This window comes from uncultured Paraglaciecola sp. (assembly GCF_963977085.1).
Taxonomy (GTDB): Bacteria; Pseudomonadota; Gammaproteobacteria; order Enterobacterales; family Alteromonadaceae; genus Paraglaciecola.
The window spans coordinates 37,069-53,423 of record NZ_CAXBNC010000020.1 but is presented as its reverse complement, the minus strand read 5'-3'; the positions used below and the strand labels follow the sequence as shown (position 1 = coordinate 53,423).

Annotated in this window: 17 protein-coding genes; all 17 read right to left on the bottom strand. The window is 41.6% G+C overall.

Annotated elements, in window-relative coordinates:
• Window positions 1-26: 26 nt before the first annotated feature.
• Window positions 27-410 carry a chemotaxis response regulator CheY gene (cheY, locus tag AAC000_RS18735; protein WP_039989185.1) on the bottom strand — a complete coding sequence of 128 codons (384 nt, stop codon included), beginning with the start codon at window positions 408-410 and terminating at the stop codon, window positions 27-29.
• Between the two features lie 57 nt (window positions 411-467).
• On the bottom strand, window positions 468-1,199 hold the full coding sequence (locus tag AAC000_RS18730; RefSeq protein WP_339724895.1) for an RNA polymerase sigma factor FliA: 732 nt from the start codon (window positions 1,197-1,199) through the stop codon (window positions 468-470).
• The gene (locus AAC000_RS18725) at window positions 1,196-2,062 is read right to left on the bottom strand and encodes a MinD/ParA family protein (RefSeq protein WP_339724893.1); all 867 of its coding nucleotides are present in this window, start codon (window positions 2,060-2,062) and stop codon (window positions 1,196-1,198) included. Before AAC000_RS18725 ends, AAC000_RS18730 begins: the two co-directional genes overlap by 4 nt.
• Window positions 2,059-3,366 carry a flagellar biosynthesis protein FlhF gene (gene flhF / locus AAC000_RS18720; RefSeq protein ID WP_339724892.1) on the bottom strand — a complete coding sequence of 436 codons (1,308 nt, stop codon included), beginning with the start codon at window positions 3,364-3,366 and terminating at the stop codon, window positions 2,059-2,061. The genes AAC000_RS18725 and flhF overlap by 4 nt, the downstream gene beginning before the upstream one ends.
• A 45-nt stretch (window positions 3,367-3,411) precedes the next feature.
• Entirely contained in the window at window positions 3,412-5,511 is a 2,100-nt protein-coding gene (gene flhA, locus AAC000_RS18715) for a flagellar biosynthesis protein FlhA (protein ID WP_339724891.1), read from the bottom strand.
• A gap of 106 nt (window positions 5,512-5,617) precedes the next feature.
• Window positions 5,618-6,742, bottom strand: coding sequence for a flagellar biosynthesis protein FlhB (gene flhB / locus AAC000_RS18710; protein WP_339724890.1), 1,125 nt, complete (start codon window positions 6,740-6,742; stop codon window positions 5,618-5,620).
• A 17-nt stretch (window positions 6,743-6,759) separates the two neighbouring features.
• Window positions 6,760-7,545 carry a flagellar biosynthetic protein FliR gene (gene fliR, locus AAC000_RS18705; RefSeq protein WP_339724889.1) on the bottom strand — a complete coding sequence of 262 codons (786 nt, stop codon included), beginning with the start codon at window positions 7,543-7,545 and terminating at the stop codon, window positions 6,760-6,762.
• Window positions 7,546-7,578: 33 nt separating this feature from the next.
• Window positions 7,579-7,848 carry a flagellar biosynthesis protein FliQ gene (gene fliQ, locus AAC000_RS18700; RefSeq protein WP_007618912.1) on the bottom strand — a complete coding sequence of 90 codons (270 nt, stop codon included), beginning with the start codon at window positions 7,846-7,848 and terminating at the stop codon, window positions 7,579-7,581.
• A gap of 47 nt (window positions 7,849-7,895) precedes the next feature.
• A complete protein-coding gene (gene fliP / locus AAC000_RS18695; protein WP_339724881.1) occupies window positions 7,896-8,651 on the bottom strand; it encodes a flagellar type III secretion system pore protein FliP in 756 nt (251 codons plus the stop codon).
• Window positions 8,648-9,160: a flagellar biosynthetic protein FliO gene (gene fliO, locus AAC000_RS18690; RefSeq protein WP_339724879.1), complete on the bottom strand. Its 513-nt coding sequence runs from the start codon at window positions 9,158-9,160 to the stop codon at window positions 8,648-8,650. Before fliO ends, fliP begins: the two co-directional genes overlap by 4 nt.
• Window positions 9,120-9,542: a flagellar motor switch protein FliN gene (gene fliN / locus AAC000_RS18685; protein ID WP_339724877.1), complete on the bottom strand. Its 423-nt coding sequence runs from the start codon at window positions 9,540-9,542 to the stop codon at window positions 9,120-9,122. The genes fliO and fliN overlap by 41 nt, the downstream gene beginning before the upstream one ends.
• Window positions 9,543-9,571: 29 nt before the next feature.
• A complete protein-coding gene (fliM, locus tag AAC000_RS18680) occupies window positions 9,572-10,630 on the bottom strand; it encodes a flagellar motor switch protein FliM (RefSeq protein ID WP_339724875.1) in 1,059 nt (352 codons plus the stop codon).
• Window positions 10,631-10,658: 28 nt separating this feature from the next.
• On the bottom strand, window positions 10,659-11,183 hold the full coding sequence (gene fliL, locus AAC000_RS18675) for a flagellar basal body-associated protein FliL (RefSeq protein WP_339724873.1): 525 nt from the start codon (window positions 11,181-11,183) through the stop codon (window positions 10,659-10,661).
• A gap of 98 nt (window positions 11,184-11,281) precedes the next feature.
• On the bottom strand, window positions 11,282-13,588 hold the full coding sequence (locus AAC000_RS18670) for a flagellar hook-length control protein FliK (RefSeq protein ID WP_339724871.1): 2,307 nt from the start codon (window positions 13,586-13,588) through the stop codon (window positions 11,282-11,284).
• 188 nt (window positions 13,589-13,776) lie between these two features.
• Window positions 13,777-14,211, bottom strand: coding sequence for a flagellar export protein FliJ (fliJ, locus tag AAC000_RS18665; RefSeq protein WP_339724869.1), 435 nt, complete (start codon window positions 14,209-14,211; stop codon window positions 13,777-13,779).
• Between the two features lie 9 nt (window positions 14,212-14,220).
• Entirely contained in the window at window positions 14,221-15,555 is a 1,335-nt protein-coding gene (gene fliI, locus AAC000_RS18660) for a flagellar protein export ATPase FliI (RefSeq protein ID WP_339724867.1), read from the bottom strand.
• Window positions 15,556-15,558: 3 nt separating this feature from the next.
• Window positions 15,559-16,341, bottom strand: coding sequence for a flagellar assembly protein FliH (fliH, locus tag AAC000_RS18655; RefSeq protein ID WP_339724865.1), 783 nt, complete (start codon window positions 16,339-16,341; stop codon window positions 15,559-15,561).
• Window positions 16,342-16,355: the final 14 nt, after the last annotated feature.

Sequence of the window (16,355 nt, the reverse complement as noted above, 5' to 3'; positions counted from 1 at the left end):
TTCCTCGTAATCAGATTAGCCTGAACTTAACCAAGTCTTTCAAATATTTTTGCTAATTTCTCTTTTAATGTTGCAGCAGTAAAAGGTTTAATAACATAACCATTGACGCCAGCTTGAGCTGCAGCAACAATTTGTTCCTTTTTAGCTTCGGCAGTTACCATCAAAACAGGAATATGTTTTAGATTAGCATCTGCTCGTATGGCTCTAAGTAAATCAATACCTTGCATACCGGGCATGTTCCAGTCCGTTACTACAAAATCAAAATCGCCCTGTTGTAACATGGGTAATGCAGTACTACCATCATCTGCTTCTTGTATGTTTGCAAAGCCAAGATCTTTAAGTAAGTTCTTGATAATCCTACGCATCGTTGAAAAATCATCAACAACAAGGATCTTCATATTCTTATCCAAAACCACCTCCGGTAAGAGTTCCAACACTCAGGTTAAAACCCAACTTTATTGCTATAATTATTTTTCGTTTGAACGCCAAGACTGCATGCGAGACTTAAGTTTCAACATGGCTTGGCTATGTATTTGACTCACTCTGGATTCACTTACATCCAGTACTTCACCAATTTCTCTTAAATTCAGCTCTTCATCATAGTATAGAGACAATACAATTGCCTCACGCTCTGGCAATGTTGTAATGGCATGCGCCAGTGCTTTTTGAAACGAACCTTGAAGAAAATCTTCAAAGGGCGAATCTGAACCTTTGGTTTGCTGGGTACTTATTACATCTTCTGTGACACCTAAATCTTCTATGCCAATAATTTTTCCAGCGTTCACCTCATTTAACATTTGGTGGTAACTTTCTATACTGACTTCCAATTTTACTGCGACGTCTAAATCGCGAGCGTCACGGCCGGTTTCTCGTTCTACTTGATTAATAGCTTCGGTAATAGCACGACCATTCTTATGTACAGAACGAGGCGTCCAATCACCTTTACGAATTTCATCCAGCATAGATCCTCGAATACGGATCCCTGCAAAGGTTTCAAAACTAGCACCTTTACTTCCATCAAAATTTCTGGAAGCTTCTAATAAGCCTATCATACCCGCCTGAATTAAGTCATCGACTAACACACTAGCAGGTAAACGAGCGATTAAATGGTGCGCAATTCGCTTAACCAAAGATGCGTGTCTTTCAACCAACTCATTCTTATCAGCCAGTTGTTGGTAAGCAGCAGCTTTACTACTCACCTGTTATCGCCTACTACTTTTTTCGTGACCAATTGTTCAAGAAAAAACTCCAAGTGACCACCAGGTTGATTAGGAATAGGCCACTCCATTGCTTTTTTAGCAAGTCTTCTAATAGCCATAGCTGCAGGTGAAGTAGGAAATGCCTCAACAACCGCCTTTTGTTTTCTAACGGATTTACGAACATTTTCATCAAATGGAATAACAGCTACAAGTTCTAATGCCACATCTAAAAATCTATTGGTTACTTTAGTTAATTTTGAAAATAGTTCATCACCTTCGCGCATACTGCGCACCATATTGGCAACAATCTTAAATCGGAATATACCATGTTCTTTATTGAGAATTTTTATCAAAGCATAGGCATCGGTCAAAGACGTGGGTTCATCACAGACAACCATCATTATGTCCTGTGAAGCCTTGGAAAAACTTAACACCATATCTGATATGCCCGCCGCAGTATCCACAATTAATACATCAATTTGTGTTTGTAACTCACTAAAAGCGCGGATAAGACCTGCGTGTTCTGTAGGCGTTAGCTCTGTCATTGATTGGCTTCCAGAGGTCGCCGGTGCAATTTTGATCCCATAAGGACCTTCAACAAGCACTTCATCTAAGGTACATTCGCCCGACAATACGTGAGACAGATTTTTTTCTACCCTAAGACCTAAAAGCACGTCTACGTTAGCTAAGCCTAAATCGGCATCCAACACCATGACTCTTTTGCCTTGTTGAGCAAGTGATATTGCAGTATTGAGGGTAACATTTGTTTTCCCTACTCCACCTTTACCACCTGTCACGGCTATGACTTTAATTAACCTAGATTGATTCATTCTTCTTAAGCTACTCGCTTGGTCCTCAATCATACTGCCACTGCTGCGTTATTAACGTGATTAGGGTTAGTATGAATTAAACCGAATTTTTTATAAAGCTTAGCAGCACTAGTAATTAAAAATTTTGTGCTTGCTGCTTGTAAATCTTCAGGGACTCGTTGCCCGTCGGCCAGATAACAAATTTGTAATTTGTTCTCAATCGCCACGCTAATTACCTCTCCTAAACTGTAACACTCATCTAATTTAGTCAATATACACCCTTGCAAAGAAATCTGTCGATACTCATTTACAGTTTGTTGCATGACACGGTACTGGCAGTTTGCCTGCATCACCAAATAATTTCTAATGTTAGCACAAGAATTCTGTTTCATAGTATCTAACTGTTTGATTAATCTGGCATCTTTTTGACTAAAACCAGCGGTATCTACCAATACTAAACGTTTATTTCTAAATTGATAAAGTAAATCTGATAGATCGTTTGAATTTTGTGCTTGTTTAACACTGCAGCCAATTATTTTTCCGTAGGTAGCAATTTGTTCAAATGCGCCAATTCGATAATTATCTAAGGTAATAATAGCCACTTGGTCAGCACCAAATTTATGAGCGGCTTGTGCAGCAAGTTTAGCGATAGTGGTTGTTTTACCTGTACCTGTAGGTCCCATCAATGCAACCACACCTGCTTGGGATAAGATATCATCCGCTTTGGTTTGTAATCTATTAGCCAATAGTTTTAACAGGAATAACCAAGATTGCCTCTCATCAGCGTCTTCTGGCGCATATGAAACCACTTCTTCTGCCAAAGCGTCCGAAATCCCCATTTGCTGTAACCTTTGAAACAAATAACCATGTAATGGATGTTTACGATTCTTTTCTTGTTCAATCAAGCCTGATACTTGAAACTGCAAAATGTGACGTAAAGACGACAACTCTTGGCGCATTTCTTTAAGAGCATCCTGTTGCTGGTTATCTTGCTTAGCAGGAGCGGGGCGATTTGAGTAAAACTGCTGATTTTTTTCTGAAGGCTGTTCAATATCTTTAATTTGCGCAGGAGAATTAGACTGAGCCTGTTTTTCTAATAGGGCTTTTAAACTGTCAGGACCAGTATCACCAATAATTTCACTCAAAGTAGGTGTTTTTCTTGAAACTTGAGCTTGGGTCGGCGATTCAGTTTTATCAGCCAAAACTTGCGCATTGGGTTCTTTATCGTATGCGGCAACTATTTCGATACCGTCAGCATGTTTTTTGTTTGACATGATAACTGCATCTCCACCCAACTCATCCTTTACTTGTTTGAGCGCTTCTCGCATGTCTTTGCCATAAAAACGTCTGATTTTCATATATACCCCTTAAATACCCACACTACGCTATTTCATCCCGTCAGATTATTGACCCACGGCACTGACAATTTTGATTTGTTTGTCATCAGGTATTTCCTGATAAGACAATACATGCAACCCACTCACTGAGTGTTTTAAGAACTTTGACAATACCGGTCTCAACATACCTGAGGTCAATAAAACTGCAGGCTCACCCGCTAATTCTTGTTGTTGAGCGGCATCGTTCAACGAACCTTGTAAGCGTTCTGCTAGACCAGGTTCAATCCCAGCCCCATCAGCTCCGCCAGCTTGCAGAGACTGGTGCAACATCTGTTCCAGTTCTGGCGCCAAAGTAATAACAGGAATTTCAGCCAAACCGCCGTTTATTTCTTGCACAATTAATCGTTTTAGGGCGATACGCACCGCAGACACCAAAACGTCGGGATCTTGGCTTTTAGGGCCAAACTCACATAAGGTCTGTACTATGCTGCGCATATCTCTTATTGGCACTCCTTCGTACAGCATGGTTTGTAAGACTTTTACCACAGTACTCAAAGGCAAAATATCTGGTACTAAACCTTCCACTAATTTAGGGCTGTTTTTGGCTAACAGGTCTAATAATTGTTGAACCTCTTCATGCCCTAAGAGTTGATAAGCATTGTTGGTTAACAATTGACTTAAATGTGTAGCCACAACAGTGGCAGCATCCACTACTGTATAACCTAAGGTTTGTGCGTGTTCTCTTTGATTGGCTCTGATCCATACGGCATCAAGCCCAAAGGCTGGATCTTTGGTCGCTTTCCCTTCTAATTTTCCGAATACTTGGCCGGGATTAATCGCTAATTCATCATCATGGCTTAATTCAGCTTCACCCACAGTGACCCCTAACATAGCGATAGTGTAGTTATTAGGACTCAAATCTAAGTTGTCGCGAATATGTACAGGAGGGATAAGGAAGCCCAGCTCTTGAGATAGTTTTTTGCGCACCCCTTTAATGCGAGTTAGTAATTCTCCACCTTGGGCTTTATCGACCAAGGGGATCAACCTATAGCCCACTTCTAAGCCAATAGTATCAACATGCTGAACGTCGTCCCAACCAAGCTCTTTTACTTCTAAAGGTTGTTGGTTTTGTTCAGGTAGAGATTTTGTTACTTCAGGCTCATTGGCAATTTTCTGCGCTCGCCAATGACTATAATAAGCATATCCGCCAACCACGGCGCTAAACCCCAAAAACGCAATATGTGGCATACCAGGAACAATACCCATGACAAACAAAATAGCGGAAGTAATATACAGCGCGCGTTGATTTCCCAACTGCCGACTCAACTCGCTCCCCATTTCTTGAGAGTCATTTTCTCTGGTCACAATAATGGCGGTGGCGACTGAAAGGAGTAATGATGGAATTTGCGCTACAAGTCCATCACCAATAGTCAATAAGGTATATATTTCAATTGCATCACCAAACGCTAGATCGTGCTGGATCATGCCTATAAATAAGCCGCCCACTATGTTGATTAACATGATAAATAAACCGGCTATGGCATCGCCTTTAACAAATTTTGAGGCACCGTCCATCGAGCCATAGAAGTCTGCTTCGCTAGTGATTTCAAATCGGCGTTTACGGGCCTCATCAGAATCAATAAATCCCGCATTTAAGTCCGCATCTATGGCCATTTGTTTACCAGGCATAGCATCCAAGGTAAAACGCGCACTGACTTCTGAAATACGCCCGGCTCCAGCGGTGACCACTTTAAAGTTTATAATGAGTAATATGGCAAACACCACTATACCTACTGCATAGTTACCGCCAATCACCACCTCCCCAAAAGCTTGAATTACTTTACCGGCTGCATCTCCGCCTTCGTGGCCTTCGAGTAACACTATCCTTGTAGACGCAACATTTAAGGCAAGTCTCAATACAGTTGCGATAAGTAACACTAAGGGGAAGATACCAAAATCAACGGGCTTTTTAGTAAATACCGAAACCAAAATAACCACCAGCGAAAGGGCAATATTAAAACTGAAGAGAATATCCAACAAAAATGCTGGCATAGGTAAAATCACCATGCCCATAATTGCCAACAAGACTATTGGAGCACCTAACCCAGAGGTAACGGATTTTAATTGGTTTTTATCAAACCTACCTAAATAAGATGTTAGTTGCATAAACGAATTATTGACGCTTTGTTGATTTTGTTAGCCTTAATAGCTTTCAAAGCAACTAGTGCGCCAAGTCTATTCGACAGTATAATTACCTGAAAGAAGTTGACGTTTAACGTCTCAACTCTGGAGGAATAGGTAGGTTACGATTTAATGGTTTTGGACGTTTACCTTTGCCTTGTTTAAAGGCTTTTAATTGGTAAACGTAGGCCAGTACTTGGGCAACTGCCATAAATAGTTTTTCTGGAATTTCATGCTCGGCTTCGGTGGAATAATATATCGCCCTAGCCAGCATAGGAGAGGCAACAATTGGCACCTCATGTGCGTTCGCAATAGTACGAATATGCATGGCCATTTCATCCACTCCTTTAGCCACTAGAGTTGGCGCCCGAGTACCAAACTGGTCATATTTTAGCGCCACGGAAAAGTGAGTGGGGTTAGTCACAACAACATCAGCGTTAGGCACTTCTTGCATCATACGATTTGCAGCGGCTTGATATTGTAACTTACGAATTCTACTTTTTACTTGGGGATCACCATCAGCATTTTTACGTTCGTCTTTGACTTCCTGCATAGACATTTTCATTTCTTTATTGTGTTTGTAGTTCTGATAAGGCACATCGAAAACGGCTATAGGTATTAATGCACAACACATTATTAAAAAACCCCATGCAATTAAGTCCATCGCATGAAATAGATTAAGGGGGTATAACTCTAAGTCTAAATGTAATGCTTCATCCTGGAAGGTTATCAATGCGATGTAAGCCATTAATGCCACCACTACAAATTTTGCGATAGCTTTAAATAATTCCACCACACTGTTCATACCAAACATTCGTTTAAAACCCGCAATAGGGCTTATTTTCTGCGCTTTTGGCTTGGCGCCATCCCAAGTGAAATTATAACCACCCAGTGCAATGTTCCCGTAAATACCTGCAATAGTCACAATCACCATATACAACAACACAGGCATACTAATGGTATCGAAGGCAAACCCCCATGCTTGAAACATATGCGTGAAGTCGTAGGTTTCATCTCGAGACAAGGTAAAAGTACGCTGTGTCACTTCGAATATTGCGCTGGCAATCATTGAACCAATGAGTAAGAAACTGACTGCACTTGCTATTAAAACTAAGGCCGTTGACAATTCTTTAGAGCGTGCGATTTGTCCTTTTTTACGGGAGTCCTCAATTTTTTTGGAGGTGGGTTCTTCTGTTTTTTCATTTGCATCAGACATGATTTACCTCACTTAATCTACGGACACACTAATACGAGCTGACACATCATGTGCTGTGCCCGATCCCACATCACTTCAAAGTGATGGGTTAAGTTGTCTAAAGTTAACCAAATTATCAGCAGTCCCATGATTTGCGCGATGGCAAAACCAATACTAAAAATATTTAATTGCGGAGCGGCTTTGGTCATCACCCCAAAGGCCAAGTTGACAATGAGTAATGACACAATTGGCGCCAGAGAAATGGTGACAGCTGAAATAAACATCCACCCCGCCCAATGGGCAATATCTCGAAATTGTTCAGGAGCAAACCAAGCCTCACCTATGGGGAAAGCCTCGAAGCTCATCACCACCATACGGATCATCGCTAAATGTCCATCTAGCGCCCAAAATAGCAAGGTTGCCAAAATAAGATAAAACTGGCCGACGGCTGGAACATTAATGCCATTTACCGGATCGACTATAGATGCAAAACCCAAACCCGTTTGCAAGGCCACAATTTGCCCTGCTAACACAAAGGTATTGAGCACCATATTTGATATAAAACCTAAAGCGATACCAATGATTAACTGCTGAATTACTAACAAAAACGTGCCGACAGAAAAGAGTTCAGCTGCAGGAATGGGTACAGGAGGAATAACTGGAATAATGATAAGAGTCAAAAACAGCGTCAATAACGCTCTAGTAGTAGGCGTTACAGTCTTAGCACTTAAACCCACCATTGAAGTGAATAACCCCGTTATGCGCATAAATGGCAACAACAAGTCTGCCAAGTACTGCATTATGGTAGTAGTGGTAATGTCCAAGGTGTTAACCTTTAGCCTGAAAAATCAACACCCTTAACCCACCACTTCAGGTATGCGTTCTACCATAGTAAAAAAGAAGTCCATCAGTTTCTGCACTAGCCAATGTCCTCCCCAACTAAGTGCTAACAAAGTGACTATTAGACGCGGCAAAAAACTCATAGTTTGTTCATTGATAGAGGTAGCGGCTTGAAACACAGCAACAATTAAGCCCACAAATAAACTGGGCAGGATAATCGCCGAAACCAACAGAATAACCATCTGCAATGCTTCTTTGAGTATTTCAACAAAGACTTCTGGGCTCATGGGTGTACCTTATTCATTTGACTATTTATTTGCCTAATTAACATTCGCTACCCCATTCCAAAACTGTTAGCTAGAGTGCCAAAGACTAAATTCCAACCATCTACCAAAACGAATAACATCAATTTAAAGGGCAATGACACAATCATAGGTGACAACATCATCATACCCATGGCCATCAAGATAGAGGCCACCACTAAATCCAAAATCAAAAAGGGAATAAACAACATAAAACCTATTTGGAATGCGGTTTTGAGTTCGCTGGTTACAAAAGCAGGGATCAACACGTTCATTGGTACGTCTTGGGGATCTTGAAATTGTCCATCCATACCGCCAATTTGCACAAAGGTCTCCAAATCCTTAACCCTAGTTTGCGCCAACATAAAAGCCCGTAATGGTTCTTTACCAATTTCATAGGCTTGTATTGAAGTGATTTCTTCGTTTAAGTAAGGCTGCAAAGCGGTTTCGTTCATTTTTTCAAACACCGGCGCCATAATAAACATCGACAAAAACAAACTCACACCGATTAAAATCTGGTTTGACGGTGATTGTTGTAAACCAATTGCTTGACGCAAAATAGATAACACTATGATGATCCGCGTAAAAGACGTCATCATCATCACAAAAGCGGGAAGCAGGCTTAAGGACGTCATGATAGCGACAACCTGCAACGTCATTGTATAATCTTTGCTGCCATCTGGATTATCGGTGAGCGTTAATGCGGGGATCCCCGGTTCGGCTAGGACCTGTCCACTGACAATAGAAAACAAAATCATTAAACAAAGACTCATAGATAATTTTTTCATGATTTATCTCTCTGAGTTTTTATGGTTGTTTTATCATTTTGTGCCATAGCAGGATTTATTTTACCGGCCATAAAGAGTGCAAGCTTGTCTTTGAATTTATCGTTACCCGAAGCCGATGATGTCGAAGTATCAATAGGGTTAGATAAGGTCGCTAAATGATTAATATTGTGAGCGGTCACCCCTAATAAATGTTGCTCACCGGCCACTTCGATCACCATGACTCTTTCTTTGGTGCCAGCCATCATTGATGCAACAACTTTAAGATTTGAAGTACCAGACTGAGTGACGTTAAACCGACGCATTAAGAACGCCAGCATAAATACCACACCAATAACCAGCAATAAAGACAGGAAAATTGACACTATTGATGTAGGGTTTGATAGGGTTTGAGGCGCTGAATTGGCCTCAAAAGAGAGACTTAAACATGAGCCAAGAGTTATCCAAGCCCATGTTTTATAAGCGTTTTGTTTATCTAAGCTTTTTGATTCTTTCCAGTTGACTAATAACATCAGTTAATCGAATACCAAATTTATCGTTGACTACTACTACTTCTCCATGAGCAATCAACGTGCCATTTACCAAAACATCTAATGGCTCTCCAGCAACCCGGTCAAGTTCCACCACTGAACCTTGGTTTAACTGCAGTAAGTTTCGAATACTAATATTGCTGCGACCGACCTCCATAGAGATAGTCACAGGAATATCTAAAATGGTGTCAAGTTTGCGTTTTTCCTTGGGTGTGATTTCTCTGTCTTCATCGAATTCTTCAAGTTCAGCCACCTCTGCCCCCATAGCGGCCTCATCATCTGAAACGCCTTCACCTTTGCTTTCTTCATCAGCTTGTTCGGCCATTGCAGCAGCCCAATCGTCTAAACCGTCTTCTTCACTCATTATTTACTCCATTCTCTCGATAACAGGGATTACCAATCATCTTCAAGGGTTTGCAATTCGGCGTCGCTGTCAATTCTTCGACCACCTTTAGTTAACAGTTGCAGCTCAGACTTCACAGAAGTCGGGCGCGGAATTTTCTCAATTATTTTAAGTGCCACATTATCTCTTGAGCGCCCTAACTTGGCTCTAAAGGTCGGTAAATCTTCAATTAATACCGTAATATGTTCAGGCATTTCAATAGGGATCACATAACCCGCCTCTAGCTCCATGATGTCTTCTAAAGTCAATTTAAGATCCATCATATGGGTGGATAACGCCACTTGCACATCCATGATTTCATCTCTTAGTGCCTTACTCCAGCGTAGATCTGTGTCTTCCTTATCACTTTGTACACCTGCATCTAACAGTTCACGGATAGGCTCCAACATCGAATAAGGCAGAGAAACATGGAAGTCCCCACCACCGCCATCTAGCTCTATATGGAAAGAACTGATTACTACCACTTCAGTTGGACTTACAATATTAGCCATGGCGGGATTAACTTCTGAGTCTAGATACTCGAATGACACATCCATAACGGGTGCCCAAGCCTCTTTGTAATCTTCAAAAATAAGTTTCAACAACATCTGAATAATACGACGCTCTGTTGGGGTAAACTCTCGGCCTTCAATTTTTGCGTGATAACGACCATCGCCACCAAAAAAATTGTCCACCAAAATAAACACCAACCTAGCTTCCATGGTAATCAGTCCTGTGCCTTTAAGAGGACGAAAACGCACCATATTCAAACTAGTAGGCACAAACAGAGTATGAATATACTCGCCAAATTTAATCATTTGGATGCCATTAATAGAGACCTCTGCAGAACGACGCATCATATTAAATAGACTGACTCGCATATGCCGAGCAAAGCGTTCGTTTACAATCTCAAGCGTAGGCATTCGCCCACGAACGATCCTGTCTTGAGAAGAAAAGTCGTATTCCATGGCCGAGCCATCAGACACACCACTGTCAATTTCTTCTTCTTCAACATCATCTACACCATGTAATAGTGCATCAATCTCGTCTTGGGATAATAAATCGCTCAATCTAACTCTCTCATTATCTAATCAGTGCTTACTGCATGACAAAACCAGTGAAAAGCACTTCTTCCACTGTTTGATTACCGCTGACATCTAACATAGTTTTTTGCACTTCTTTCAATGCACTGTCACGGATGGCAATTTTACCCGCCTCAGTGACTAGGTCATCGGCATTGGCAGTACTAAAGGTTTTTAACAAGGTACCTTCAATCAAGGGAATATGCATCTTGGCTTGTTCTTCGTTATCGGACCCACGCATCATTAACTGCACTTTAATTTCAACTAAGCGGTCACGGGTTGACCCTGGCACATTAAATACAAAAGGTCTGGGCATAGCGACATACAAGGCAGTACCAGTTTTAACAAGAGCAGAGGCCCTTCCTTCCTCTCCTTGTACCATAGGCTCACCATCAACCGTTGACATTTCTGATGCATCGTCAGCCATCAAAAAGTAATAGGCCGCACCTCCCCCCGCGATAAGTACAACAACAGCAACGATAATAATTATCAGTTTGCTTTTTTTGCCGCCCTCTTCCATTTTTAACTCTTCTTCAGCCATGCTAATCTCTCAAATTGCCAAATAGTAGTGTTAGTATCAGCCCCAAAGTTAAATTGGCAAAGCGCTTTAAGCGATTTACTTGCAAATTTAATCGTGAACTATACAAAATAATCTATGCCACCTAAGGCACCATTAACAATATTTTGCTGAGCCAGAACTTGCTCAGAAACCTCAAGGTTTTCTAGCTCATTGTTACCACTGCCGCCTTGTCTGGTAAATTCACCCTCACCTTGGCTTTGCTGACCGTCGCTTTCTTGACGCACCGATGATTGCCCAAGCTCTATGCCTTTTTCGGCCAACATTTCCCTTAACCTAGGAGTGGCTGTGTCAACCGCATCTCTTGCTTGTTGAGATTGCACCACAAAATTAACAGTGGCAGACTCACCAGACACAGCAACTTTGACATGAACCGACCCCAATTCTGCAGGATCAAGTCGAATTTCAGCCACTAGGTTTTTAGTATTTACCATCCAACGCACTTTTTCAGCTAACTGCTGATGGCCTTCTGGCTTGGTTATACTAACCGCTTTTTCAAACTTTGACTCAAGCTGATTTAATTGACTTTGTTTAACTTGCTCCCCTTGAACTTGGGCAACTTCTCTTAAAGTCGCGCTATAAACTTGATCATGACGCTCCTCAATGGTTCGACTCATTGATTGAGCCAAATCTAACACTTGAGAAACACTACTCGCTATTTGCTCTAGGTTAACAGGCGCTTTAGCCACAGTTGCCGTTGCCGAATCGGTAGTTTTGGATAATGCCTCAGCAATCAACGCTTTTAAATCAATGCCTGGCTCTCTACCTTGGGATAATTGATTCTTAAATTCCTCTAATCCTGACTTCAAGGCAGAAACAAAATCCTTTGAAGAGGATTCCATCGCACTGATGATTTCAGCAGTTTTCGGAGTTACGACTTGTTGAACAACTTGTTCTGGGCTGATAGATTCAGCCGTGTTTTTATTCTCAAAAACACGTTGCGCAATGTTTTCTAAAACTTTATCTAATTTACTATCGGATAAGTTCAAAAGGCTTTTTATGTCTTTGTTGTCCAGCGCAATCTCTGTTTTATTAAGCTTGAGTTGATTACTTGTTACCTCTTGATTGATTCGAACCTCTTGTTCAACCAATTCAACTGACGGGTCAACAGATGATTCTACTGTTTTTATACCCACCTCAGCGTCTTGGATTTGCGCTACTGTTGCTGCCGTTTTTGTTCCTTCAACCTTAGGCAATTTGTCAGGGGCAATTGTATTGTTGGTATTAGTTTCAGTTTCAACCACTAAGGTGCTTAATAAGTTTTTATTCTCAGAATGCGTTAAGTCCGCTTGTGAAACACTTTCGGGTAGTTGATTCGCCAAAATTGAATTATTTTTAATCGCACTATCTAGTGTGACATCAGGAGCATTGTGTTCTGCTGAGTCACTTTGTTGACTCGCACCCTGCAACTGATTGATTAATTTTTGCATAACATCTGGCTGTTCCAGTAATAACTCGGCGGTTTTTTGGATTATCTTTTCTGGGGGTAATTGCTCAGCGTCTGCATTAGCTAACACCTCGGATAACGCCTTATCAACAAGGTCAGTAAAATATTGCTCGGATTGCGTTTTTGTCACTAACACATCAACATTGGTGGCTCCGGTAACTTCGGCAGCGTTCATGGAGCTTGTCTGCTCAACTCGTTTTTTAGTGGGGACGACCGGCCCATTTGGATCTTTGCTGTCTGTCACCAACGCAGCAACAAAACCGTCTAATGACATCCTAGAATTATCGGCAAATGTATTATCTGCTATTTGTTCAGACAATTCTGATTCAGCCTGTTTGATTAGAGTCAAATCAGCTGCCGTTTCATTAAGCTGCTCTAAGGTAGAGGTAAGAGATTCATCGTTACCTGCCAACCTTTTCAAGTTATCAATCAATAAAACCCATTCTTCGGCAACTATCTCAGATGATTCATCGGATGATTTTTTAGCCTTTTGATCTGCAACTGACAGTAATTGTGACTCAGAAGTAGCATCGGCCCCTTCAGGTACTTCACTATAGTTACGATTATCGCCTTGGTCTTCAATTACAGTTTTCTCAATAGCTTCAGTGGCAGTCTTATCTTGTGACGAACTTGAATTGGGAAGACTTTTAGCATTGACACTTTCAGAGCGTTTATTGTCTGTTGAGTGTTCTTTTACCAATGAAGTAGCATCATTCACTTCATCAGTAGACGGCCTGCCATTGTTACTTGGCGCTTGTGACGACGGGACTTTAGGTTTAACAATGACGGGATTAGTCACCTTTTGATCTTGAAATAACTGACCAAATTGCGCATTGGTTCCAGAGTCTACCAATGAATGGGACTCTGCAGTTGTGGCAAAAGCGGCAACTTCTGATTTGCTAGTGGCAACATGTTGCATCATTATTTTTTATCCCTCGAACTGAGACAATTTGGCTAATTTACTGACTTATAAGAGATTTTCATTTTTTACTGCTGTTAAAATTAGCATCTCTGTCATAAGCCCAGTTTTAAATTAACCCTAATATTGGGTATTAATGTATGACTCAGCAAAGACCATTCCAACTTGCATCTAGACAACTTGTGCTATCCTCACTTGCGCATAAATTTTTGCAGTGAAAGCTCATCTAGCATTATTTGTTCTAACTTGTCTTCGCGTTTAAGTTTGGCTTTGTGTTGTTTATCTAACAACATTTCCACTGCCTTGCGTTTTCGCTGCTGTGCCATCCATTGCATTCGTCTTTGGTCTGCCACTCTTAATGCCTGATTTAGAGTGTGTAACTGCATCTCACAGGCTTTATCTAACTTGCCAATAAATTGCTGATGCTGGCCAAAGGTGACACTGCCAACGCCTTGTTTTGCCCGGGTTTGAGCCTCGCGCAAATAATTTAAACGATAGTTTTCTAATCCAGACAGTTTTTGTTTGTTATCTTGAGCAAACTGTTGCGCCAATTGAAAATCTTGAACCAACTTTTGTTCTTTTTGTCGCTCCCAGTCTGCCACCATCTGTAATTGAGAATGCGCCATAAAATACCTCTACCCTTTGCCCAAGCCGCCACTTAAGGTGGTCATATCAGCGGTGCTATGCTCAAAATCGATAATTTGTTGCATACCTTGTTGTAAAAAAGCATTGATGGCAGGCTCAGCGTTAATAGCCAAATCAATCCGAGGGTCAGTGCCTTTGCTGTATGCACCAATACTAATTAAGTCGCGATTGCGTTGATAATTAGAATACACTTGGCGAATTCGTCTGGCTCCTAACACATGTTCTTCGGGCACCACCATAGGCATAACACGACTGATTGAAGCTTCAATATCAATCGCTGGGTAATGGCCTGAATCTGCTAAATCCCTAGACAACACTATATGCCCATCCAAGATCGCCCGTGCGGCATCTGCAATGGGGTCTTGTAAATCGTCCCCTTCGGTTAATACTGTATAAAAAGCAGTGATCGAACCTTGGTTTTCACTACCATTACCGGCTCGTTCTACTAAGGCTGGTAATCGTGCAAACACCGATGGTGGGTAACCTTTAGTTGCGGGTGGCTCACCCACAGCAAGGGCAATTTCACGTTGTGCCATGGCATACCGTGTAAGAGAATCAATCAGGAGTAAAACATTTAATCCTTTATCTCGAAAATATTCGGCAATAGTAACGGCAGTTTCACACCCTTTTAATCGCATAAGTGGCGAGGTATCGGCTGGTGCTGCCACCACTACTGATTTAGCACGTTCTTCTTCACCCAATATATCCTGTATAAACTCTTTTACTTCCCTGCCCCGTTCTCCTACTAAGCCGACTACCACTACATCAGCGGCTGTACCTCGAGTCATCATGCCCATTAACACACTTTTACCCACACCGCTGCCTGCAAATAAGCCCATACGCTGACCTAGGCCAACTGTCACAATTGAATTGATTGCTCTAACACCCACGTCTAAAGGTTGCGTGATAGGTTTACGAATGAGTGGATTCATAGGAGGTTTAGACAAAGGTACACGTTTTTCAGCTTTAACTGGGCCTAGGCCATCTAATGGTTGGCCATTCCCATCTACTACTCGACCTAATAACTCCATGCCTACGGCTAAGCCTTGTTCACGGTTGAGGGGTTGCACCCGAGAGCCAGGTACTATGCCTTTAACGGCTTCAGTAGGCATTAAATAGGTAATGTTTTCGGCAAAACCTACCACTTCAGCTTCAATCTCACCTTGTATGGTTTGGATCAAGCACTGACTGCCAACAGGCATTTGACAACCTACAGCTTCGAGGGTCAGCCCTATGCCCCGCACTAGTTTGCCGCAAGCGACTACTGGCGCTTGTGGCACCTGGTCTTTTAGTCGTTTAATTCTGTCTAACATAGCCGTGGACATAATTTACTCGTCACTTTCGCTAATTTGACTCAATCCTTGTTCTAACAGGAATTTGTCTATGACATCTTTGACGCGTCTTTCTACGGTGACATCAACTGCATTGGATTGAGTGACAATCTCACATCCCCCCGCAGACAATTCAGGGGACTCCATAAAATCCCAACGATGTTTAGTGATTTCTTCAGGACTAAAATGATTATTAACCAATTCAATATCATCGGGATGTAAGTGAATTTGGTAATGTTTTTCTTGAATAGGTAAGGCTTTTAAACCTTCACTTAATGCCTGAAAAATAAGATCCGTGTTGGTTTTTACCTCACTACGAATGACTCCTTTTGCAAGACTTACCGCCAATAATACTAACTCTTTCTCTAATGCTTGTTCGACATTTGCTACAGGGTTTTGCAGGCTATCAATTAACGATATCCAACTGGCTAAATGTTGCTGAACTTGCTCCTCGCCAGCCAATAAGCCTTGTTTAGTACCTTCCTCTAAACCTTTAGCGAACCCTTCTTCGTGACCTTTTAATAATCCCTCTTCAGCACCTTGTGCATGTCCTTCTTGATGGCCTTGAGAAAATCCCTCTGCATGAGCAGCCGTTCTAATGGCTTCAATTTCTTCAGCTGTAGGAGGCAATATTTCAATTTCAGGTTCTGGAGGTTCGTATTTCCAATCTGATTTACGGTTGAGGGCGTTTGTGGTTTTGTTATCTTCTGTTAGATTAGTGTCTTCCACATAGGGTAAATCCCATGCTTTAAACTCATCATCTTGTTCATCAACGGTCATACTTTAGATGCCTT